At 63.7% G+C, this 21815-nt stretch carries 19 protein-coding genes; 8 read left to right on the top strand and 11 right to left on the bottom strand.

What is annotated here, in order from left to right:
- Window positions 1-57: 57 nt before the first annotated feature.
- Both priA and H6718_26440 read right to left on the bottom strand, forming a co-directional pair.
- On the bottom strand, window positions 58-2313 hold the full coding sequence (gene priA, locus H6718_26435) for a primosomal protein N' (protein ID MCB9588978.1): 2256 nt from the start codon (window positions 2311-2313) through the stop codon (window positions 58-60).
- 16 nt (window positions 2314-2329) lie between these two features.
- Window positions 2330-3643 carry a serine/threonine protein kinase gene (locus H6718_26440; protein ID MCB9588979.1) on the bottom strand — a complete coding sequence of 438 codons (1314 nt, stop codon included), beginning with the start codon at window positions 3641-3643 and terminating at the stop codon, window positions 2330-2332.
- 95 nt (window positions 3644-3738) lie between these two features.
- Between H6718_26440 and H6718_26445 the strand changes: the two genes are divergently transcribed.
- Window positions 3739-4053, top strand: a complete 315-nt coding sequence (locus H6718_26445) for a DUF3634 family protein (GenBank protein MCB9588980.1) — start codon at window positions 3739-3741, stop codon at window positions 4051-4053.
- Window positions 4054-4063: 10 nt separating this feature from the next.
- Complete coding sequence (locus tag H6718_26450; GenBank protein MCB9588981.1) at window positions 4064-4483, top strand: hypothetical protein; 420 nt, start codon at window positions 4064-4066, stop codon at window positions 4481-4483.
- A 10-nt stretch (window positions 4484-4493) separates the two neighbouring features.
- Here the strand turns inward: H6718_26450 and H6718_26455 are convergent, their stop codons facing one another.
- The 3 genes from H6718_26455 to H6718_26465 all read right to left on the bottom strand — a co-directional run bounded on the left by H6718_26455 (window position 4494) and on the right by H6718_26465 (window position 8136).
- Complete coding sequence (locus H6718_26455) at window positions 4494-5396, bottom strand: hypothetical protein (protein ID MCB9588982.1); 903 nt, start codon at window positions 5394-5396, stop codon at window positions 4494-4496.
- A 278-nt stretch (window positions 5397-5674) separates the two neighbouring features.
- Entirely contained in the window at window positions 5675-6118 is a 444-nt protein-coding gene (locus H6718_26460; protein ID MCB9588983.1) for a glycoside hydrolase family 75 protein, read from the bottom strand.
- 776 nt (window positions 6119-6894) lie between these two features.
- Window positions 6895-8136: an aspartate kinase gene (locus H6718_26465; GenBank protein ID MCB9588984.1), complete on the bottom strand. Its 1242-nt coding sequence runs from the start codon at window positions 8134-8136 to the stop codon at window positions 6895-6897.
- A 193-nt stretch (window positions 8137-8329) separates the two neighbouring features.
- On the opposite strand from H6718_26465, the gene H6718_26470 reads away from it, so the two are divergent.
- The 4 genes from H6718_26470 to H6718_26485 are packed head-to-tail and all read left to right on the top strand — an operon-like array spanning window position 8330 to window position 9938.
- On the top strand, window positions 8330-8767 hold the full coding sequence (locus H6718_26470; protein MCB9588985.1) for a flagellar biosynthetic protein FliO: 438 nt from the start codon (window positions 8330-8332) through the stop codon (window positions 8765-8767).
- Complete coding sequence (locus tag H6718_26475; GenBank protein MCB9588986.1) at window positions 8764-9519, top strand: EscR/YscR/HrcR family type III secretion system export apparatus protein; 756 nt, start codon at window positions 8764-8766, stop codon at window positions 9517-9519. Before H6718_26470 ends, H6718_26475 begins: the two co-directional genes overlap by 4 nt.
- A gap of 6 nt (window positions 9520-9525) precedes the next feature.
- On the top strand, window positions 9526-9753 hold the full coding sequence (locus H6718_26480) for a hypothetical protein (GenBank protein MCB9588987.1): 228 nt from the start codon (window positions 9526-9528) through the stop codon (window positions 9751-9753).
- Window positions 9753-9938: a hypothetical protein gene (locus H6718_26485; GenBank protein MCB9588988.1), complete on the top strand. Its 186-nt coding sequence runs from the start codon at window positions 9753-9755 to the stop codon at window positions 9936-9938. Before H6718_26480 ends, H6718_26485 begins: the two co-directional genes overlap by 1 nt.
- 6 nt (window positions 9939-9944) lie before the next feature.
- On the opposite strand, the gene H6718_26490 is transcribed toward H6718_26485, so the two are convergent.
- The 5 genes from H6718_26490 to H6718_26510 form a co-directional block, all read right to left on the bottom strand.
- Complete coding sequence (locus tag H6718_26490) at window positions 9945-10559, bottom strand: hypothetical protein (protein ID MCB9588989.1); 615 nt, start codon at window positions 10557-10559, stop codon at window positions 9945-9947.
- Between the two features lie 120 nt (window positions 10560-10679).
- Entirely contained in the window at window positions 10680-11783 is a 1104-nt protein-coding gene (locus H6718_26495; protein ID MCB9588990.1) for a DUF4340 domain-containing protein, read from the bottom strand.
- Between the two features lie 100 nt (window positions 11784-11883).
- On the bottom strand, window positions 11884-13746 hold the full coding sequence (locus tag H6718_26500) for a GldG family protein (GenBank protein MCB9588991.1): 1863 nt from the start codon (window positions 13744-13746) through the stop codon (window positions 11884-11886).
- Window positions 13747-13749: 3 nt separating this feature from the next.
- A complete protein-coding gene (locus tag H6718_26505) occupies window positions 13750-14487 on the bottom strand; it encodes an ABC transporter permease (GenBank protein MCB9588992.1) in 738 nt (245 codons plus the stop codon).
- Window positions 14487-15656, bottom strand: a complete 1170-nt coding sequence (locus H6718_26510) for an ATP-binding cassette domain-containing protein (protein ID MCB9588993.1) — start codon at window positions 15654-15656, stop codon at window positions 14487-14489. The genes H6718_26505 and H6718_26510 overlap by 1 nt, the downstream gene beginning before the upstream one ends.
- Before the next feature lie 412 nt (window positions 15657-16068).
- On the opposite strand from H6718_26510, the gene H6718_26515 reads away from it, so the two are divergent.
- Together H6718_26515 and H6718_26520 are read left to right on the top strand one after the other, a co-directional pair.
- The gene (locus H6718_26515) at window positions 16069-18555 is read left to right on the top strand and encodes a phenylalanine--tRNA ligase subunit beta (protein MCB9588994.1); all 2487 of its coding nucleotides are present in this window, start codon (window positions 16069-16071) and stop codon (window positions 18553-18555) included.
- On the top strand, window positions 18552-19643 hold the full coding sequence (locus H6718_26520) for a hypothetical protein (GenBank protein ID MCB9588995.1): 1092 nt from the start codon (window positions 18552-18554) through the stop codon (window positions 19641-19643). Before H6718_26515 ends, H6718_26520 begins: the two co-directional genes overlap by 4 nt.
- Before the next feature lie 104 nt (window positions 19644-19747).
- Here H6718_26520 and pckA read toward each other — a convergent pair whose 3' ends face one another.
- Window positions 19748-21352 carry a phosphoenolpyruvate carboxykinase (ATP) gene (gene pckA, locus H6718_26525; protein ID MCB9588996.1) on the bottom strand — a complete coding sequence of 535 codons (1605 nt, stop codon included), beginning with the start codon at window positions 21350-21352 and terminating at the stop codon, window positions 19748-19750.
- Between the last annotated feature and the right edge of the window lie 463 nt (window positions 21353-21815).

Genomic DNA, 21815 nt, shown 5'->3' on the forward strand with positions numbered 1-21815 from the left:
CATTGCTCGCATAGCCAACCGGGAGACAACGTCTCGAACACCGCTTTGCGTCGCGCCTTACAGCATGCTCATCGGGTCGACGTCGACGCTCACCCGCACACGGCGATCCCAACGGCCGCGCACGATCGCGAGCAGCGCCGGACGCAAGGCCTTGCGATCCTCGGCGCGAAGCATGACCTGAAAGCGGTAGCGGTTGCGAAGCCGGGCCAGTGGACTCGGCGCAGGCCCCCGCACTTCGAGCTCGAAGCGTTCCCCCGCTGAGCGACGCCCGAGCTCTGCAACCTGCCGAGCCACCTCGTGGGCAGCGCCCTCGAAGGTGGCATCCACACGCACCATCGCCACATGGGAGTACGGCGGGTACCCGAGCTCCTCGCGGTCCTGCAGCTCGCGCTCGACGAACTTCCCGACATCGTGAGTGAGCGCCGCCTTGATCGCCGGATGATCCGGCTGCCGAGTCTGGATCAACACCGTGCCCGGTGCGTCTCCTCGCCCTGCGCGCCCCGCGACCTGCACCAATAGCTGAAAGGTACGCTCTGCCGCGCGGAAATCAGGCATGCTGAGCGCGGCATCCGCGTTGAGTACCCCAACCAGGGTCACCGCGGGGAGATCGTGGCCCTTGGTCACCATCTGGGTTCCGACCAAGATGTCGACATCTCCGCGGCGCACTGCGTCCAGGATGCGCTCGCTCTTCAGCCCAGCGGCGACGTCGCGATCCAAGCGCGCCACCCGCGCTTCCGGGAAGCTCTGCTTCAGCAGCGCTTCGATGCGTTCGGTGCCTGCGCCTTCGTCGACCATCCCTGGAGCGCCACAACGCGGACAGCGTGCCGGTGCGTGGGCGGTGTAGTCGCAGTAGTGACAAACCAGCCGCTCACCGCGCGCGCGATGATAGGTGAGCGCGACTGAGCAGTTGGGACAGTCCGCCACCTGGCCACAGCTCGCACACGTGAGCGACGGCGCAAAGCCACGTCGATTGAGGAACAGAATCGCCTGCTCCTTCGCCTCCAGCGTGCGCTCCAGCGCGCGATGCAGCGGGAGACTGATCAGTTTGTCACCCGAAGGGCCTGGGCCCATGCGCCGCAAGTCGACGATTTCCACCTGGGGCAACGCCGCGGCCGCATGGGCGCGATCGGGCAGTACCAAGTGAGTCATCCGCCCACTATTTACCGCATGGATACTACCCAAGGATGGCGTCGCCGAGCCGAGCACACACACGGCGCCGGCGCGATGCGCCCGGAGCAACGCCATGTCTCGCGCGTTGTAGCGCACGCCTTCTTCCTGCTTGAACGAGCCGTCGTGCTCTTCATCGACGACGATCAAAGACAAATCAGGCACCGGCGCGAACAGCGCCGAGCGCGCTCCCACCGCAACCTTTAGCTCTCCCGCTCGCAGGCGCTTCCACATCGCCTGGCGCTCGAGATCCGTGAGCCCGCTGTGCAGTACGGCGATGGCGTCACCCACGCGCGAACGAAAGCGTCCAACGAGCTGCGGCGTGAGCGCGATCTCCGGCACCAAAACGACCGCGCCGCGACCAAGCTCCAGGCAGCGCTGCACCAAGCGCAGGTAGACTTCGGTCTTGCCGGAGCCGGTCACGCCGTGAAGCAAGAAGCCGGCGTAGCCGTGTTGCTTCAAAGTGGGGAGCACCGCCTGGACGGCGTCGTTCTGGGCCTCAGTCAACGTCGGCGCCACATCGCGCTTGGCTTCGGCGAAAAACGGATCGACCTCGCGCTGTTGCTTGTCGACCTCCACCAGACCCAGCTCAGCCAAGCGCTTGGTCGCGCTGCGAGCGCTCTTGTGTTGCCGCGCGAGGTCACTCACGCTCACCCAATCCCCTAGCTCCCGCAATTCCTCGAGGATCTGCTGTGCCTGCTTCGAGCGCAGCTTGGGTGCGGCGCCATCCGCCACGGGCAGCGCGCGCACCACCTGCACGAGCTTGCCCACCGACTGCACCTGCAAACCGTCGAGCAACCCCGCCTGGTCCAGCCGCTCGGTTGCGGTGCGCTCCAGGGCTGGAAGCGCGAGGCGCATCACTTCGCCCACCGGTGCCAGGTAGTAGCGCGCAAGCTCGACGAGAAACGAGAGCAGCTCGCTCGGCAGCACCGGCTCCGGGTCCACGACTGCGAGCAGCGGCTTGAGCTTTTCCTCGGGGACGTCCGTCGTTTCCTCGAGGCGCACCACCACGCCCATCACCTTGCGCCGCCCGAAGCTCACGAGCACACGGGATCCCTCACGCACGTCGCTCTTCAGCGCCTCAGGGACTTGGTAGCTGAAGGCTTGACCGAGGGGCACCGGCACCGCGACGCGAGCGAAGCTCATTCGGGCCTCGAGGGACTCAGGGGGTGGGCCCGGGCCGAGTCATGAAGTAGGCCGCCACGCCAACGATCACCACCACCGCCAGGGCGATCAGCATCCACGCCTTGCTCGCGGTCTCCGGCGCAGGCTCCGAGGGACGCACGACGGCTTGCAGGGATGGTGGCGGCGGTTCGAACACCGGTGAAGAAACCGGCTCGCTCTTGGGTTGGCGATCGGAGAACGCGGCAGGGATCTTCACGTCGGCGTTTCCCGCGCTGAGACTCGAAGCCTGAGGCGCTTCGCTGGGCTTCAACGGCTCCGGCTTCGGGCGTTTCCCCAGGGTACCTTCGAGGTCTTGATCCAGCACCTCGTTGGCTGCCTGCTCGTTGTGCTGACGGCGCTCGAGAATTTCCGCACCGAAGTGCTCCATCAGCCACTCGCCGAAGCGTAGCGGGCTCGCTACCAATGAGTTCTCGGCGACGTAGTCTTCGAGCTCACGCAGGGCGTCGTGGGCGGAGCCATAGCGCGCTTCGCGATCCTTGCTGAGGAGCTTCATCGCGATCCCGTGCAAGCGCTCTTCGTTCGGGTAGCCCCGCGAGGGCAGCTCGGGGATCAGCGCTTCCTGAGCTTGCACCAGACTCGGCCCGGGCGAGCCTTTTGGCGAGCGATACAAGCGGCGCCCGGCGAGCAGCTCCCAGAGCATGATCCCCGCGGCAAAGACGTCCGCGCGACCGTCCAGCGCCTCGCCGTTGGCAGCCTCTGGGCTCATGTAGCCGGCCTTGCCCTGGATCGCTTCTTCAGGGACGTCTTCCCCGCTGCCCATGGCGCGCGCGATGCCGAAGTCGCAGAGCTTGATCTCGCCCTCGAAGCTGATCAGCACGTTCGACGGAGAGACATCGCGATGCACGATGCCGAGCTTCTTACCGTTCTCGTCGCGCTTGCGGTGCGCGTAGTCGAGCGCCTTCAGGGTCTCGCTGATGATCAGCAGCGCAAACTCCACCGGCAACGGGATCTGCTTCTTCGAGCAGGCGCGCAAGAGCTCACGCAGGTCGAAGCCTTCGACGTACTCCATCGCGATGTAGAGGCTGCCCTCTTCGCGCCCCAGATCGATCACCTGGGCGATGCTGCCGTGAGTCAACTTGGCGCTGAGCTTCGCCTCATCGATGAAGAGCCGGCTGAACTCCGAGCTGTCGGAGAGCAACGGGAGGATCTGCTTGACCACCACTCGGCGCTCGCCCCCGAGCCCCGTAGAGCTCTTGGCGAGGTAGATGCGCGCCATCCCGCCTTCACCGATCTTGTCGAACAGCACGAAGCGTCCGAAACGCCGTGGGAGCTGCTCGTCTACTGCGGTCACGTGGGCTAGATTGCAGGGGAAAGCATTCCGGTCAAGCGCCCAGTACACCCGCCGACTTTGCGTCCACGGACACGAGCCGCTAGAAGACCCATCTGGTGTCCTGGATCCTGCTCGCAATCGGAGCCGTGGCGCTGCTTTTCTGGCTCAGCCTGCGACGGGCAACTGAGCTCTTCTGCGTGAAAGTGCAGAACGGCGAGCCACGGCTCGCCCGAGGCAAAGCTCCGCCCCGCTTGGTGTCCGACCTGAAAGACGTACTGACTCGGGCGCGGGTGAAAGACGCTGAGGTGCGCGTGGTGGTAGAGAACGCCCGACCACGGGTGCTCAGCAACGGCGTGAGTTCGGGGACCGAACAACAGCTACGCAACGTCGTCGGCACCTGGCAGCTCGCGCAAATCCGCGCGGCACGTTGAGCGCTAGAACATGACGAGCAAGGTCAACCCGATCTTCATCACCCTCCACGCCCTGGCCACGCTGGCGGTGATCATCGTCTGCTTACCCCTGGCGCTCGGCGTGTTTGCCGAGCAAGCGATGGGAGTCGGGATGTTCGACCCCACCCTGGGCGGCGACCCGGCGCTGGCTGCCTGGACCGCCACTCCCTGGGGGCGAGCGGCCCTCTTGATTTCATTCGTCTCGGGCATCGTTCACCTGGTGTGGCTCGCACGCGACCCCAAGAGCAAGCGCTTGCACATTTACCACGCGGCAATTGCTGTCGCCCTGTGCCTCTGCGCCTACATCCTGCAGCAAAGACCTCAGCTCGCAGCTGCCCTGCCCACCGCCTTGCTCGCGCTGCTCTACATCGGCTTCTGGTCACGCCGCTTGATGGATCCGGGCTCGCGCTGAGCGATCGGGATCAGGGGGTGAGGGTCAACTCATCCACCCACACCACAAAGGTGACACCGGGCGGTACTGCAAAGCCAACGCCACTAACCGCGTGGGCGTCAAACGTCGCCGGGGTGCCCCAACCGCCCTGAGCCAGTGAAGCGAAGGCGATGTCCACCTTGGTCCAGCTGCTACTCACAGTCACCGTCTCCGCGAAGTGATCGTCGCAGCTCGTGGCACAGGTTCCACCTTCAGCCGTCGAAGTGGTCGCCGACGTCGGCACCAGCAGTTCGACTCTGGCTACCCCTGTAGCTTTTAGCCACAGGGAAATCCCAGAGTAGCTCGACACATCGTAGGGGCAGCTCAAGCTCGCCATGCTGCCTCCGCCAACTTCGACTCCGAGCAACGGAAAGCCAAAACCCGGCCCATACTCCGCGGCGCTCGAGCTCTTGCCAGTCACCTGAATCGCGTGCGTTGTGGCGTTCGCTCCCGGTGTCATCGCGGTGGGCGTGGAGACCATGCTCGCGCTATCCAGATCGTCCTTGTAGCTGAACCAGTAACCAGTGCGACCGTCCGCACTCAGGATCGCGTCGTCACCGTCCTCCACGTCGTCAAGCACCGTCTCCGGCCCAGCGCTGGCGGAGCTTGGACACGTTCCACTTTGCCCCGCGGAACCACCTGTTCCACCCGCAGCGCTCCCTCCAGAGCTGGCGCCGCCGCCCCCGCCTGCACCGCTGCCTCCCGAAGTGGATCCACCGCTGCCGCCTACTCTCGAGCCGCCCTGCGTGTCTCCGCCTTCACCACCGAAGTCGCTGCCTCCTGCCGCACCCGAGCCGGAGCCCCCGCTTTCGGAGGTCGGCGCCGGATCGGCACTCGTCGCACAGCCCAGCAAGAACAGCCCTAAAACGCCCAGTCCCCAGTCACGCCCCGCCATGGGAAAAGCATGAGCGGGACTCCGTTCTGGAGATGTTCATAAATCGTCGTTCGCGCGGCACATCTTGCGTGCTTATCCGCGCGGTTCTTCGGACCACGCTCTCGCAAAACCCCATAGAAGTGAGGGTTTTGCGAGAGCGAGATCTGGTCAAGTTGTGCGCGGGCACGGTTGCTGTTGATTGGCAGGGTGTTCTTCAACACCCTGCTAGTCGCCCAAGACTCACCCTGGAAACCTCCCCGGCATCTTTTTTCCGCCAGGCAATTATCGGAACCACGCTTTCAGTTGTTGTCGACGACGGTGCGAGCGGCGGACGCGCCAAGCGACTCGGCAACGGAGTGATCGTTGATGTCCTCTGCGGGCACCACCGCGGACGAATCGGTGAACACGATATACGTCACCGGCCCAGCTGTGCCCCCTGTGGCGGGATCCGGATTGATGCCGAACAAGTCCGCCATCGCATACGAAGCCTCCCCGATGATGCCCTCGGGTCCCGTGTCGACGAACGCGCCGTAGCGCACTTGTCCCTCGTAGATCACCGCGACCACGGCGCCGAGCTCGATCCCCCAGTCGCGATAATCAAAGCGCCCGCTAGGCGAAGGAATCACCACATAGGGCAACACGCTCGCCGCGATGTGGTCCCCCATGCTCGTCGCGTCTTGATACCAGGGGTCGGTGTTCTCGTTGCACTCGGCGGTGGCATAGCCATCGCAGTCGATGTCCATGTCCGCGGTCCAGAATAGCGCGCCGGTCAACTCACAGATCGGCACCGTCTCCTCACCACCGGAGTCGGTCGCGTAGTCGCCGCCCACCACGTTGCAAGCCGAAGTCAGCGCCAACAAGTCCTGGACTGTGACGGGTCCGCCTCCGGAACCTCCAGCACCGCTCCCCCCGTTGCCTGCTTCACCGCCGCTGCCTCCAGGCGCAGTGCCCGCGCTGCCGCCTTGCCCCACACCACCCGCGCCGCCTTGCGCTGACCCAGCACTACCGCCCTGGTCACTTCCACCGAGCCCGCCGGCGCCAGAACCTCCAACGCCAGAACCTCCCGCACCGGAGCCAGCGTTCCCGGAGCCACCTCCGATGCTATTCCCCGCGGAACCGCTAGCACTACTGCTACCAGCTGTGCCAGCACTCGCTCCGTTGCCCCCATCACCGACCTCACCGGTGTCGCAGCCGACCGCACTCGCGGAGCAGACCAAGAGCCCCAGCAACCACCCCACGCGCGGCGCGAGCCGCCTGCCCGCGCGCCGTCGATCCACTTGCGGCCACTGCGTTTGGGGGTGAGGGGCGCGCTCAACGGATACGATAGCCGGCATCGATCCCCAGGCTAGCCAACAGAAGCGCGAGCGCTTTGATGCAATTGCTCAGACCTACGGCTGAAACCGCTCGTTCGCAGCGTCTCTTGCCGTTGCGCTGCAGCCGAGATGCAACCCGACACCATGAACGCAGCCTGTCCCAGCGGGTCCGCTAGCCGGTGCCTTCAAGCCACGGGCGTGGAGCGTCAGCTGATGGTCTCTTCGGTTGGCTCTTTGTCGAGCCCGAAGCCGGTATGCAGCGCCCGCACCGCGAGCTCCGTGTACTTGCTCGCCATCAGGCAGCTGACCTTGATCTCGCTGGTGCTGATGGCCTGGATGTTGATGCCCTCTGCCGCGAGGATCTGGAACATGCGTGAAGCCACGCCAGCATGGGAGCGCATACCGAGCCCGACGATGGACACCTTCACGATGTCTGGGTCGTACTCGATGGCCGCGCCGCCGATGGAGCGAGCGCACTCTTCGATGTTCTCCTTGGTGCGGGCCAAGTCAGCCTTCGGCACCGTGAAGGTCACGTCGGTGGTGCTGCCGCTCTCACGGGAAGGGCTCTGAATGATCATGTCAACCGACACGTTCTTCTCGGCCAGCATGCCGAAGACGTTGGCCACCACCCCAGGGCGGTCGGGCACGTTGATCATCTGCACCTTGGCTTCGCTCTTGTCGTAAGCGATGCCGGTGACGACCACCTTCTCCAAGCCTTCTTCACCGGTCACGATCGTGCCGGTGCGATCTGAAAATGATGAGCGCACGTGGATCGGTACTCCGTATTTCATGCCCACTTCGACCGAGCGGATCTGCAGCACCTTCGCGCCGAGGCTGGCTAGTTCCAGCATCTCCTCGAAGCTGATGCGCTCGATCTTCTTGGCCTTGGGACAGATGTTTGGGTCAGTCGTGTAGACACCGTCTACGTCGGTGTAGATCTCGCACACATCGGCCTTGATGGCCGCTGCGATGGCCACGGCGGTGGTGTCTGAGCCACCACGACCTAGGGTGTTGATGTTGCCGTGGTCGTCGATGCCTTGGAACCCCGCGACCACCGCGATCTTGCCGCCGTTGACCGTGTCCAAGAGCTTCGAGCCTTCGATCTCGAGGATGCGGGCCTTGGTGAAGGCACCGTCCGTGCGGATCCGGATTTGGGAGCCGAGCAAGCTCTGCGCCGGATGGCCGAGCTTCTGCAGGGTCATGGCCACCAGGGCGGCGCTCACCTGCTCGCCGGTGGAAGCCAGCACGTCGAGTTCCCGAGCATCGGGAACGTCAGTGATGTCCCCAGCGAGGCCCAGCAGGCGATTCGTCTCACCGGCCATCGCGGAGACGATCATCACGACTTGATTGCCTTCCGCCGCCGTCTTGATCGCGCGCTCAGCCACGTTCGCCATGCGCTCGAGAGAGCCAACCGAGGTGCCGCCAAACTTCTGAACGACCAGTGCCACGATGAGGCGCGGCTACCCCTTCGGAAGCGCCGCGTCAATGTGGGATATGCACTGAAGTGCAGGTTTGTCCGTTCAGAGCAAACAACGCCGTAGCTCAACAGCGGCCGTGTATTACCCTGCGCGAGTGCCAACCCCGACTCACAGCGCGAGCGCCATTGCTTGGTTGGCAGCGCCTTGGTTGGCTGCGCCTGCGATGACTGCGCCTTGGTTGTCCGCCGGGCTCTCACCGGTTGCGTCGTACCTGGTGGAGACACTGGTGACCCTGCTGGCGGTGATCGCGCTCGCGGTGCTGGTGCTGTACGCCGCTCGGCGCGTGGGTGTTGGCCGTCAGAGCGGACCGCTGCAGCTGGTTGGACGTCTCCCCCTCGAAGGTCGCCGCGCGGTGTACCTGGTGAAGATCGGCAGCAAAATCGTGGTGGTAGGCGCCAGTGAAGGCGGGCTCACCCGGCTCACGGAGCTAGACGAAGCAGAGCTGGACCTCGACACCAACGAGCCCGCTCAGTTCTCGGACGTCTTGGGACGCGTACTGAAGCAGCCTCGCAAGAAGAATACCCGCGTGGAAAATTTACCGAGCGACCCTGTCGCGGCTGTCCTCACCCCCAAACCCGAAGAGGTGGAGGACGAGGCGTGAAGCGACTGTTGGCCTTGCTGAGCTTCGCGGCGCTGTGGCTCTCCCCGCTGATTGCACAGGCTCAAGCCAAGAACCCCGCGACCACGGACGACTTGCTGACGCGCCCCATTGCGCTGGTGGTTGCGCTGGCGTTGGTCGCCATTCTGCCGTTTGCCTTCATGACCGTGACGGCGTTCGTGAAGATCTCGACGGTGCTGCAGATCGTGCGGGGCGCGATTGGGGCACAAGGTGTACCGTCCAACACCTTGGTGATGGCGCTGGCGGGCGCGCTGACTTTGCTGGCCATGGCTCCCGTTGGCAGTCGCATTGCAGACCGCGCGGAACCACTTTGGCAGGGCGAAGCCGTTCAGGACACCCCAGTGCTGGTGGCTGGAGTGTTCAAGGCAGCCGTCGAACCGCTGCGAGACTTCATGCGCGCCAACGCGTCCGAGCGTGAGAAGAAGCGCTTCTTCGAGCTCGCGAAGTCAGCGCGCCCCGAGGCAGAACGCGCTCGCGTGGGCCAGGACGACCTAGTGGTGCTGATCCCTAGCTTCATGGTCACGGAGCTGCTGGAGGCTTTTGCCCTTGGCTTCGCGCTGTACCTGCCATTCTTGGTGATCGATCTGGTCGTCGGGAACGTGCTGCTTTCCCTGGGGATGCAGATGATGAACCCCACTCAAGTCAGCTTGCCGTTCAAGCTCTTGCTGTTCGTAGCCATCGACGGCTGGGGGCTGCTCGCTCAGGCGCTGGTGACCGGCTACGCCACGAGTTAGAGAAACATGACCAACCCCTACGCTGCACCCACGGATGACGAGGCGCCGCCTTCGAGCGTGGCGGGGCCAGAGCTGCCTCCGTTTTATCCAGTTGGCACCACCAAGCTGTGGGTGATGGCGCTAGCCACGAGCGGGCTTTATCTGATTTTTTGGTTCGAGCGTCAGTGGCGCTACATCCAGGCGCACAGTGGCCAGCCGATGATGCCGTTCCGGCGCGGGGTGTCTCCCTCTTGATGTTTGCTGCCAGCGTTTCCCCCGTCGCCATGGCGCAGCGGGAGATCAACCGCATCCTCGAGCATGAGCATCGCGGCATGGACATGAACACGCGCTTTACCGCGTGGAATATCTTGGTTTTGCTCACGGTTGGCAGCTTCTTCGCGTTCGGAATCGCTGCCCAGCTTGGACTCCTCGGTCCGTAGCGTCAGCTAGAACAGCGAGATCTCGGTCAGCGCAGTGAGCGGGTAGTAGCCGAGGTACCAGGTCAGGGCCACACCCGCGACCGCCATCGCGATCTCCCACAGCCTCGGCAGCCGATTCTTCCCTTGTTGGGGGTGAGAGCGCGCCAGCACCCGATTGATCTCGCGTTGAATGCGCACGAGAGGCACGAAGGTGAAGAGCCCCGCAGCGAATCCAGCAGCGACGGCGTAGTCCCCCAGCAGGAAGTACATGATGTGCAGCCCGCCGCGACACACCAAGATCAAACCCATATACAGCGCCGCGAAGCTCCGCAGGTTTGTCGATTCGATGCCGAGCTCCCGGCGGCGCGCCCGCTCAACACGCAAGACCAGATCTTGCACGTAGAAGAATGAAAAAGCCGCCCGGAAAATTGAGAAGCCGCGTTCGCGATTGTGGGCCGCCTGATGCCGAAACTGGCGCTCGAACCAGAAGACCTCGTAGAACCCACAAGTGAGCAGGGTCAAGCAGGCGAGCTTGATGAGTCCAACCTGGTAGAACGGCACTTGGCTCAAGTCGCGCTCAGGCGCGACCACCTCATCGTACTCCGGCTCGTCGTACACGGGAGCTTGATAAGGGTTGTCCACGTTCTCAGGCTCCCAGAGGCCCGCACGTGAGACAATGGTGGGGCCTCAAAGCGAGCACCAAAGCAAAACGGCCCAGCTCTCTCGAGCCGGGCCGCCTGCTATCGATCGAAGACTTGGAGACTACTCGTCGTCGTGGCCTTCGTGACCACCGCCAAGACTGCTCAGGTCGATTCCGCCCGGCATCCCACCCGGCATTCCACCAGGGGGTGGAGCCGCGCCCTTCTCGTCCTTCTTGCTGCTGAACTTGGTCGGCTCCGCAGTGATCCAGTCCGCAGCCCAAGAGCTGACCTGGAAAACCTGATCGTCGCCGTTGACCTTGGTCCAGACGTTGGTGCCGTCCGCTTTGTCCCCCACGGAAATAACGTAGGTGGCCTTGCCCTCTTTCAGCTTGATGGTGAGCTGGCCCTTGGGCGGCTCGAGGCCGATGTCAGTCAGCTTCTTGCCGTCGCCAAAATCCGCCGCGTTCAGGTTCTTGAACGCACGCAACAGATCCCCCACTTTCGCGGAATCGAAGTCGTCGATCTTGCCAGCGCCGAGGGCCTTCGGCTTCTTGTACTTGGCAGTCCAGTTATCGCCGTCCTTGGCAAAGGTGTACTCACCATGCTCGTTGGTCAGCTCGACGCTCTCTACGTCCTTTTCGTCGAACTTCAGGATCCCGAGGTCGCGCCAGCCCTTGGCGTCGCGATCGAAGGTGAAGCTCGAGTAGCCTTTCACGCTGTAGACGCCGTCCTTGTCACCGATGCGCGCCATCTGGCCACGGGTGCCGCCCTCGCCGAAGCGTAGGTCGGCTTTGACGTTGCCACCTTCATAGAGCACGACGTGCAAGCCCTTGCCGTCAGCGACGCCGAACTTGTCGTACTGCTCCTTGTTGGTGGTGATCTGCTCGCTGGTCTTCAGCCGCTTGAGCGCATCGAGCAGGCTCTTCACGTTGGCCTGGTTCGCCTTGTAGGCGACGGGCTTCGTGAGCTTCCACTCATCGCCGGTCTTGGTGAGCTCGAACTCCGCACCCGCACCACCGTCTTCGTCAGCGCCCTTCTCCAAGACGATCTTGTCGATCTTCTTGGTGTCGTCGTCGGTGAAGGTGAGCGACGGCAGCTCAGCAGCGCGACCCGCCTGGGTGTAGCTCTCCGCCTCTGCCTTCTTGTTCTTCGAGTTCAGGTAGAGGGCGCCACCCAGCACGGCGAGCACGCCGACGGCGACGTAGAGCTTGGTTTCTGTACCCATTGCCATAGTCCTGGTTCCTACTTTCGACTCCGCCGGAAGGTGCCCCGTTCAAGGAGCGGAGCACCTTATCCGTGCGGAAGTACTATTCGCTACTTGATGCTCAGATCTTCATCTGAGCGCGCTTGCCGTTGCGGAGTTGCCAGCGGATGAAACCGAAGGCCATGAAGAACAGCGGCATGCCGAAGATCAGGGTGTACTGCACATTGCCCTGGAGCTTCTCGCGAGCCTGCTTGTTTGCCTCGGCCTTGGACTTCTGAGTGTCCTCGTCGTCCGTCGGCTTGATCTTCTGGATGTTGGCGTCCTTGTAACTGATGTTCGGATCGCCCATCAGCTTCGCGCTCGCCGCGAGCAGGTCTGCGTCGCCGCTCATCCAGTCGAGGGTGTTCTTCACGCTCAGGATGGTGTTGGTGAGGTAGCGCTGAGCGTAGGGAGTCGCGAACTGCTGCAGCTGCTTGTCGCCACCCATCCCACCGAACATCGCGAACTGACCGCCCATCTCTGGACCGTTGCCCGCGTAGGCGAAGGGGTTGGTGACGAACTCGCTGGAGCTGACCACGAGGATACGCGCGTCGTCGGTGGACGCCGCGACGTCGATGCCGTCGCCAGTACCGAGCGCGGCCTTGAGCTTGCCCTTCCCCGGCTCCGCTTCGACGGTGGCCGCGATGATGTAGCTCTTGGGATCGCCCTCGGCGGTCCACTTCTTGATGCTGCCATCGGCGAAGAGCGCCATGTCGACGGTGTCCGATGCGGTGACGGTGGCACCCTGAGAAGTCCGAGCAACCGACTTGATGGTGGCTTCGGGCTGCTTGTCCTTCTCGAGCTCGAGGCTCGAGGGGAACGGGATCGCCATCTCAGCCATACGGAAGAAACCGGCGAACGAGTCGTCGAGCATCTCCGTGGCTTCGTCGCCATCACCTTCGTTGACGGCGTGCACGATGCCGGGGTGACCGATCGCGGCCACGCCGCTCTGGGTCAAGATCGGCAGTCGGAACTGGGCGTCGTGATCGAGCACGGCGTCCTTGTTCATCTTGATGCCGTAGCCACCGAGCAGCTTGTCCAGGCCATGGAGGTTCAGATCCGCCTTCATCGTGGCGTCGTTCGGCTTCATCGTGACGGCGGACGCCCACACGACCAACGACTTCCCACCGCGCATCAGGAACTGGTCGATGCGACGTAGCTCCTTGTCCGAGTAGTCCTTGCGAGGCTGGGTGATGATCAGGCCGCGCAGCTTCGGGTCGATCTCGGTCTCGCCGTCCTTCAGGTCGACGTCCTCGAACTTGTAGAACGGGAACGCGTTGGTGAGGATCTGCTGGATGCTGGGGCTCTGCTGCCCCTGCTGACGAGCGATCAGGTTGTTGTCCGTCAGCTTGAGCTCGTCCTTGCCGGTGATGACGCCGATCTTGTACTCATTGCCGTCGGCCTTATCGCGGATCTCGCGGATCTTGTTGCTGATCCAGAACTCGAGACCGTCTACGCGGCGCGTGTCGAGTGCGGGGATGACGAGCTTCTCGCTGCCGTACTTGAACACCAGGCCCATGTAGCCTTGAGTGATCGCCGCCGACTGATCCTTGGTCTGGCTGAGCTCGGCGAAGGGCATCTCTTGCAGGCCTTCTTCGCCCGCAGCCTTCTTCTCCTCGTCAGTCTTGGGTTCGATGATCGTGAACTTGAAGTTCTCGCCGCCCTTCTTCTCGTACTGCTTGAGGAGCTCCGTGAGGTCGCGCACGTAGGTGTCGAGGCTGGCGAGGCCGCGGGTGACGTATGCGTCGACCTGAAGCGGCCCCTTCAGGCTCTTGACCAAGCTGCCTGAGCCTTCGCTCAGCGTGTAGCGCTCGTTCTTGGTGACATCCTTCTGGGTGTAGAGACCCGCGCTCAGGATGTTCGCCACCACGACGATCGCGGTGATGATGATGAGGTAGAGCCCAGTCTGGGCCGCGGCCTTACGCCGATTGTCCTGACCTGCCATGACTCACGCCCACTTGCGCCGCTCGAGGGCGCGGAAAGAGAAGACCAAGCACAGCACGGTGATGCTGACGAAGAACACGATGTCCCGCGTGTCGATGAGCCCCTTCACGAAGCCCTCCAGGCGCGACCGTGTGCTGGCGTAAGCCAGGACGTCACTCAACGTGCCCTGGGTGTGCTCAGCGCCAACGCCGAGGATCCACAACGCCAGCAGCACCGCGAGCGTGAGGAAGAACGCGACGGCTTGAGAATCCGTGAGCGAGCTGACGAGTAGGCCGATCGAGACCGTCGCCGCGCTGTAGAGGATCAAGCCAAGGTACGCGCTCCACACCGGGTTCATGTCGATGGAACCGAGATCCCACGGCCACTTGAACATGGCGATGGGGTAGATGAGCGTGGCAACCACCAGCACCAGCACCAAGCCAAGGGCGCCGAGGTACTTCCCCATCACGACATCGCTGTCCTTGACGGGCAACGTGATGAGCATCTCCAGGGTGCCGGAGCGACGCTCCTCGGCCATTAACCGCATGGTAATGACCGGCACGAGGAAGATGAGCCCGAGCGGAGTGAACTCGAACATGCTCTGCAAGGTGGCGCGGTCGACCTGCCAGAAGCTCTGGTCCATGACGTTGGTGAAGAACACCACGCCGAGAGCCAGGAAGCCGAGGCAGATCACAACGTACGCGAGCGGGGAGTCCCAGTAGGAACGGAACTCACGCCTCGCAATGGTGACCAAGGGCGACATTACTTCTTGTCCTCCTCATCGTCCTCGTCGTCGTCCGACTCATCGTCGTCGTCGTCATCGGACTCTTCATCTTCATCATCTTCTGACTCGTCGGAGGCGGACTCGGTGTCCTCTTCATCCTCGTCGTCCAAGTCTTCGTCATCATCGTCTTCGTCGTCGTAGCCGAACTCGTCGTCGACGGCGTCGTCCACCTTACGGCCGCGATCCTTCGCCTCGTCGCCCTTGGTCAGGTCGCGGAAGACCGCGTCCAGACTCTGAGCGTCGCGACGCAGCTCGAGGAGCATCCAACCCTTGTCGAATGCCACGCGGAATAGCTCGCCACGCAGGTCCACCGTCTCGGCGCTGACCACCTCGAACTTGTGAGCCTTTTCGTCCGTGGGCAGCTCACGCACGCTCTTCGCGTCCTTGAGCGCCTGGAAGGCGGCGGCGACCTCAGCGGCCTTGGGCGCGCTGCCCTTGACCGCGTTCTTCTCGTCGATGGTGATCGTGTAACGCAGGCGCCCTTGGCGCGCGCGGATGTCGTCGAGCACACCGTCGGCGACGACGCGGCCCTTGCTGACGATGATGGCGCGCGCACACGCTTCCTCGACCTCACTCAGGTTGTGAGTGCTGAGGAGAATCGTGCGGTCCTTACCGATGCGCTTGATGTACTTGAGGAGCTCAGCCTTCTCGTTCGGATCGAGGTCGGCCGTGGGCTCGTCGAGAATCAGGATCGGCGGGTCATGAATCAGCGCCTGACCGAGGCCGACGCGCTGACGATAACCGTGCGACAGCGTCCCGATGTCCTTGCCCAGCACCTGGGCGAGGCCGCACACCTCGACCACCTTCTTCAGGCGGTTGGTGAAGCTACCGGAATCGATGCCGCGGATCCGCGAGGTAAACTCGAGGTACTCCCAAACGGTCATGTCCGTGTAGAGCGGCGCGCGCTGAGGCAGGTATCCGATCTTCTCGCGCACGGCGAGGGGATTGTCGAACACGTCGATGCCATGCACCTTCGCGGACCCACTGCTGGGCGCGATGAAGCAGGTCAGGATGCGCATCGTGGTGGACTTGCCGGCACCGTTCGGGCCCAAAAAGCCAACCACTTCGCCCTTGCGAACTTCGAAGCTAATCTTGTCTAGAGCTTTGACTGAGCCGAATCGCTTTCCCAGCGAGTTGGCTTCGATCATCACGTCGGTTGCCATCCGACCTCCTGTGCCCCAATTGAGTGGCGTAAGCTGAACTCGACTCGGGTGTTGTTGGGCGCGTGGCTCGCGCCTTGAATCTTTGGCCGCTGGGACGCCGCAAACTCGCGGCGACGACAGAACCCCTGGGCTGGCCCGGGGCCGGCATCGAGGCGGCGGCATCCTAGCGGTGGCTTCACTGCTGTCAACTTGGCGGTATGCGCCCTGCGCGTACTCCCGCCAGCCGCCAAAACCCACGACTTTCTCAGGTATTCCCGATCCACGTGGTTGGGCTTGCCATTCTGGCGAGACTGCAAGTGCGCGTGAATGCCTGGAATTGAGCGCCGCGCCGCGCGGTCACGAGCGCAAAGGGCTGATTCCTCCCACGGCCAAACAGCCATGCTAAATGGCCGGCCTCATGCGGATCTCCCTACGCTGGCTTCAGCAGCTAGTTCCCGGTCTCCAGGCCTCGGCCACGGAGCTGGGTGAACGATTGACCGCGTCCGGCCTCGAGCTGGACGGCATCGAGCGGGTTGGCGAAGGCCTGGAAGCCGTTCGGGTCGCCGAGGTGCGCCGCATCGAGCCGCACCCGTCGCGCGACAAGCTGCGTCTGGTCACGGTGTCGCTCGGCGAGAGAGAGCAGACCGTCGTGTGCGGCGCGAGCAACGTTCCGGATCCGGGCGGCCTGGTGGTGCTCGCTAGCATCGGTACTCATCTGCCCGCGGTGAACATGACCCTCGAACCGCGCCCCATCGGTGGGGTGGTGAGTGAGGGCATGCTGTGCAGCGAAAAGGAGCTCGGCCTGGCGGAGGAATCCGAAGGCATCCTGATCCTTCCTGCTGGCTTGAAGCCTGGCACGCCACTGCCCGAGGCGCTGCCCGAGTGCCAAGACTGGATCCTCGAGGTATCGATCACTCCGAATCGTCCCGACGCCCTTGGGCACGTCGGCGTCGCGCGTGAGGTCGCAGCGCTCTACGATCTCGAGTGGCAATTCCCACCGGCGGCGACGCCAGAACGCATCGCGAATCAAGACTTGAGCGCCCTGGTGCGCATCGACAACCAGGACACCGAGCGCTGCCCGCACTATGGCGCCCGCGCGGTGCTGGGCGTGAAGATTGGCCCCAGCCCGCTGTGGCTGCAGTGGCGCCTCCAGAGCCTCGGCATTCGTCCCATTTCCAACGTGGTGGACATCACGAACCTGCTCTTGATGGAGTTCGGACAGCCCATGCACGCGTTCGATATGGCGCTGTTGCGTGGCAAGCAGGTGGTCATTCGACGCGCCACGGAGCAAGAGCCGTTCAAGACCCTCGACGGCGTCGAGCGCAAGCTAGCCGCGGATGACCTGGTGATCTGCGACGCAGAGGGCCCCGTCGCCCTCGCCGGCGTGATGGGCGGCGAGAACACGGAAATCCGCACAGATACTCAAGACGTGCTGCTCGAGTGTGCGTACTTCGTGCCGAGCGGCGTGCGCCGCACGAGCCGCCGTCAGGGGCTCTCCACGGAGTCGAGCTATCGCTTCGAGCGCGGCGTCGACTACAGCCAACTTTCGCTGGTGCTCGACCGCGCAACGTCCCTGTTGTGCGAGCTCGCCGGAGGCAGCGCTGTCCCCGGCGCCATCCACGCCAAAGGCGAGCTACCCAAGCTCCCGGAGATTGCACTGCGCCACGCGCGCCAGACGGCGCTCTTGGGCGTCGAGCTCGACTTCAAGCACTCCCTCGAGACACTGCGCCGCTTGGGTCTCGAGGTGCTCGAGTCTGACGCGGATCACGCCAAGGTACGGGGAGCGGCTCATCGTCCAGACATCGGACGCGAAGTGGACCTCATCGAAGAGGTCGCGCGCGTCATCGGCCTAGATAAAATCCCTACGGAATTACCAGCCATCGCCCCGCAGAAGCCGCGTGACCCAGGCCTCGAAGGCAAGCTCTCCGGCGTGGCTGCAGGCATCGGGCTGAGCGAAGCCGTGACTTACGCGTTCGTCTCCGAGCGCGAACTCGACGCCGTGCATGCTCCGAAGGCCGCTGTCCGACTGCTGAATCCCCTCACCGAGGAGCGCAGCGTCCTGCGCACGAGCTTACTCCCGGGCCTGCTCGAGGCGCTGCGGCGCGCCCGACGGCGGGGCGAGCAGAGCCTGAGGCTTTTCAGCGTTGGCCCCATCTTCCTCTCGCCCGTGACCTCTGCTCAAGACGAGACCCGTCAGCGCATTCGACCGCTCAACGCGGAGGACCAGGGGCAACTGCCCGAGGAGCGCAGCAGCTTTGCGGCAGTGCTCGCCGGGCCACGTCCCCAGTACCTCACTGGCAAACCTCAGCGCCACGACGTCTTCGACGCCAAGGGTGCGGCGGTAGAGTTGGTGGAGCGCCTGCTTGGTCGCTCGGTGCAAATCCAAGCCGCTGCGGGCGAGTCCGATACTCAGCACCTGCATCCGCGCGGAGCTGGCTACGTGTTGGTGGAAGGGCACAAGGTAGGCCGCCTTGGACCGCTGCACCCGGAGGTGGTCGACACCTTGGATCTGGATGGCGACGCGCAAGTCATCGAACTCGACATCGTCGCCCTCGAGGCGCTCGGTACTCAGCGTCCCAAATTCAAGCCCATCCCGCGCTTGCCTGCCGTGACTCGCGACGTGGCGTTGGTGGTCGGGGACAGTGTGCAAGCGGGCCAGCTCAAGAGCCTGATCAGCGAAGCTGCCGGTGAGCTTTGCGAGTCCGTGGAGCTCTTCGATAGCTTCGTCGGCGGCGACCTGCCGGCTGGACATCGTTCGCTGGCGTTCCGCGTGGTGTATCGCGATCCCAAGGCCGCGCTCGATCCAGACAACGCACGCACGCTGACCGACAAGGAAGTGGACAAGGCGCACACTCGCGCCGTGCAACAAGCCGAGAAGGCCGTCGGAGCGACGCTACGCGCGTGACTGACGTCGCTGACTCCGGTGTGGCGACGCTGGGCCTCGGGGGACCACCGGGGTCTAGGGACGCTACCATTCCACACGGTAACGGATGTGGTGCACCTCGTCGTCTGCGGCGTGCCGTCCTCGTCTGTTCGGTGCTCGGATTTATTTTGGGTGAGGCGCTCCCCGCCACAGCGCAACCCGCCACCAAACCAACGTCTCCCGCGGACGCCAGCGCGCCCTCACCCCCGAAAAAAGCCGATAAAGCGCAGGCAGACGCTGATACGGATGAGGATGAAGACGACGAGGGCGAAGAACCCAAAGCGGGAGCGGCGGACGCCGACGCGACTGACGATGATGAGGATGAAGACGAGGACGACTTCCCTCAGGCCAAGAAGAAGAAGAGCGTCGAGGAGCTGGATCAGGATCTGAAGCTCGTCGGTAGCGGCAAAGAACCGCCTGAACCTCATGCCGGCGATCAACAGCCCGGCAGCGTTCCAGAGTCTCCGCCACTCGAGTCGGTGAAGACCCTGGAAATCGGACCGCTGGTTGGCCTCAACCTGCGTAGCGGCGACAGCGACCGCTTGAGCTACTCGCCGGCGCTTGCCTGGGGTGGCTACTTGCGGACGAACCTGGTGAGCTTCCTCGCTGCGCGCTTGAGCTACATCAACGCGACCCATGAGGTCGACGGCAAACCGCTCGTGGATGGCGCCGAGAGCGGCAGCTACGACGATGTGTCGAGCTTTTCACTGCGCTTCACCCTCGAACCAACCTGGCGCTCAGGTGACCTGCGGGCCTTTGGTGTGCTGGGTGTTGGCTGGGGCAAGCTGAGGGTCGATCACGTCAATGCGGAGGACGGCTTCCACGTTGGAGCAAGCCAGGCAGGCGTGTTCATCGAGTATCCGCTCGGAATCGGTGCGAGCTATGACCTGCTCGACGGTTGGCTGACGCTGGGGCTCTTGTACACGTTCTCTCTGCACAGCAAGGTGACCGGCGACATCTACCAAAGCAACCGTGGTGTGACCCAAGACGGTCAGCGAGTGACGTTGGGTGGATTGCCCAAGCTCGACTACTCCCAGCTGATCGCGCTCACCGTCGCAGCGTCATTTTAGTTCGCAGCACGCTGTTTAGTCCGCAGCACGCTGTGGGGCGGGGCGGGCGAACAAAGCAGAAACGGCGCCTCGCGGGCGCCGTTTCTTTGCGGATACGTCTTGGCTCAGGCCTTGGGGCCCGCTGCCTTGACGTCGTCCGTCGCTTGGTCAGCGAACTTCTTGAAGTTCTCTTGGAAGAGACCTGCGAGGTGCTTGGCCTTCGCGTCGTATGCTGCCTTGTCGGCCCAGGTGTTGCGAGGCTGCAGCACCTCGGCAGGCACGCCAGGCACGGCCTCCGGGATCCCGACGCCGAACACTGGATCGGGCGTCGTCTTCACGTCCTTGAGCTTGCCTTCGAGGGCAGCGCTCACCATCGCTCGGGTGTGCTGAATGCTCATGCGCTTGCCGGTGCCGTAAGGGCCACCAGTCCAGCCAGTGTTGACGAGCCACACGGCTGCGCCGCTCTTCTCGAGCTTCTCGCCGAGCATCTTGGCGTAGACCGTGGGATGCATCGGGAGGAAGGGCCCACCGAAGCACGCGCTGAACGTCGCCTGTGGCTCCGTCACACCGCGCTCGGTACCCGCAACCTTAGCGGTGTAGCCCGAGATGAAGTGGTACATCGCCTGGGCCGGCGTGAGGCGCGCGATGGGCGGCAGAACGCCGTAAGCATCCGCGGTGAGCATGATCACGTTCTTCGGGTGACCACCGGCAACGCCGCTCTGCGAGGCATTGCGGATGCGGCCGAGCATGTACGCGGCGCGCGTGTTCTCCGTGAGGTCCGCGGAGTCGAGATCGAGCTCGCGCGTCCACTCATCCATCACCACGTTCTCGAGGATCGTCGCGTAGGAGTGAACCGCCTGCCAGATGTCTGGCTCCGCCTCTTGAGAGAGCCGGATGGCCTTGGCGTAGCAGCCGCCTTCGAAGTTGAAGACGCAGTCATCAGCCCAGCCGTGCTCGTCGTCACCAATCAGCTCACGTGCGGGATCCGCAGACAGCGTGGTCTTGCCGGTACCGCTGAGACCGAAGAAGACCGCTGAGTCACCGTTCGGCCCGACGTTCACGGAAGCGTGCATCGGAAACACGCCCTTGAGCGGCAAGAGGTAGTTGAGCACGCTGAACACGCTCTTCTTGATCTCGCCGGCGTAGGCAGTGCCGCCAATCAAGCAGAGCTTCTTGTCGTAGTTCACGATCACGAAGGCTTCGCTGTGCGTGCCGTCAATCGTGGGGTCCGCCTTGAACTCGGGTGCGTGAAGCACGGTGAACTGGGGGAGATGCCTGGCGCGCTCTTCTTTGGTGGGGCGCAGGAACATGGTGCGCGCGAACAGCGAGTGAACGGCGCTGGTGCTGACGACGCGCAGGTCGAGCGCGTGATCTTTGGCGGCGCCACCACGGCAGTCTTGAACGTAGAGCTCTTTGCCCTGCATGTACGCGGACAGACGGGCGTGGAGCAGGTCGAACTTGGTCGCCTCGAACTCACGGTTGACCTTGCCCCAGTCGATCTTCTCGCCACTGAAAGACTCGCGAACGATGAACTTGTCGTTGGGCGAGCGTCCCGTGTACTTGCCAGTGTTGACCACGATGGCGCCCGCTGCGCTGACGTGACCTTCACCACGACGAACCGCCTCTTCGAGCAGCACGCTGCGAGAGAGGTTCCAGTACACACGCTTTGCGTTGACGATGCCGTGGTTCTCGAGGCCGTACTCGCTACGGACCGGGCCAAGATGCTCCATGTGACTTCCTCCGAGCGGATACGGTGCGTGAGGGCGGCATGTGGAAGCCAGTCTTCACGGCGATCCGCAATCTGACGCCGCTGGCGTCATCGAACGTTGTAAGTGGCCTAGCTCGCCTGCTTCCGTAGCTAAACTCTCGTTCAGCTGCGGTGGTGCTGCACGGAGCAGCGGGAGAGGTGGTGAACCAGACGCGGCCTCCGTGTAGCCGCCGGCAGGCTCCCGTGCAAGCTGGATGCGGTGAGGTGTTGAGGGAACCTGCAGTCTTCAGTTTGGCGCGCCAAGACAGCACCCTCAAGCCAGCCCCAGAAAGTGCGCGCCGTGGACACCGATGGCGCGCGCCTACCCCGCACCTAGGCCCCACAAGTGAGGCTCGCTGGTGAACCCCGCACAATTGTCGCGCCAGCGCGTAAAGGAAGAAAACGCCCGCCTCCAAAGGAAACAGGCAGCGTGCGCGCGCAGCCGC

The sequence above is a fragment of the Polyangiaceae bacterium genome, from assembly GCA_020633205.1.
Taxonomy (GTDB): Bacteria; Myxococcota_A; Polyangia; order Polyangiales; family Polyangiaceae; genus JAHBVY01.

Excerpts from the sequence above, each read along its gene's own strand:
- priA (MCB9588978.1), bottom strand. The coding sequence starts at position 2,313 with ATGAGCTTCGCTCGCGTCGCGGTGCCGGTGCCCCTCGGTCAAGCCTTC.
- H6718_26450 (MCB9588981.1), top strand. The coding sequence starts at position 4,064 with ATGACGAGCAAGGTCAACCCGATCTTCATCACCCTCCACGCCCTGGCC.
- H6718_26455 (MCB9588982.1), bottom strand. The coding sequence starts at position 5,396 with ATGGCGGGGCGTGACTGGGGACTGGGCGTTTTAGGGCTGTTCTTGCTG.
- H6718_26460 (MCB9588983.1), bottom strand. The coding sequence starts at position 6,118 with ATGGACATCGACTGCGATGGCTATGCCACCGCCGAGTGCAACGAGAAC.
- H6718_26470 (MCB9588985.1), top strand. The coding sequence starts at position 8,330 with ATGACTGCGCCTTGGTTGTCCGCCGGGCTCTCACCGGTTGCGTCGTAC.
- H6718_26480 (MCB9588987.1), top strand. The coding sequence starts at position 9,526 with ATGACCAACCCCTACGCTGCACCCACGGATGACGAGGCGCCGCCTTCG.
- H6718_26485 (MCB9588988.1), top strand. The coding sequence starts at position 9,753 with ATGTTTGCTGCCAGCGTTTCCCCCGTCGCCATGGCGCAGCGGGAGATC.
- H6718_26495 (MCB9588990.1), bottom strand. The coding sequence starts at position 11,783 with ATGGGTACAGAAACCAAGCTCTACGTCGCCGTCGGCGTGCTCGCCGTG.
- H6718_26500 (MCB9588991.1), bottom strand. The coding sequence starts at position 13,746 with ATGGCAGGTCAGGACAATCGGCGTAAGGCCGCGGCCCAGACTGGGCTC.
- H6718_26505 (MCB9588992.1), bottom strand. The coding sequence starts at position 14,487 with ATGTCGCCCTTGGTCACCATTGCGAGGCGTGAGTTCCGTTCCTACTGG.
- H6718_26510 (MCB9588993.1), bottom strand. The coding sequence starts at position 15,656 with ATGATCGAAGCCAACTCGCTGGGAAAGCGATTCGGCTCAGTCAAAGCT.
- H6718_26515 (MCB9588994.1), top strand. The coding sequence starts at position 16,069 with ATGCGGATCTCCCTACGCTGGCTTCAGCAGCTAGTTCCCGGTCTCCAG.
- pckA (MCB9588996.1), bottom strand. The coding sequence starts at position 21,352 with ATGGAGCATCTTGGCCCGGTCCGTAGCGAGTACGGCCTCGAGAACCAC.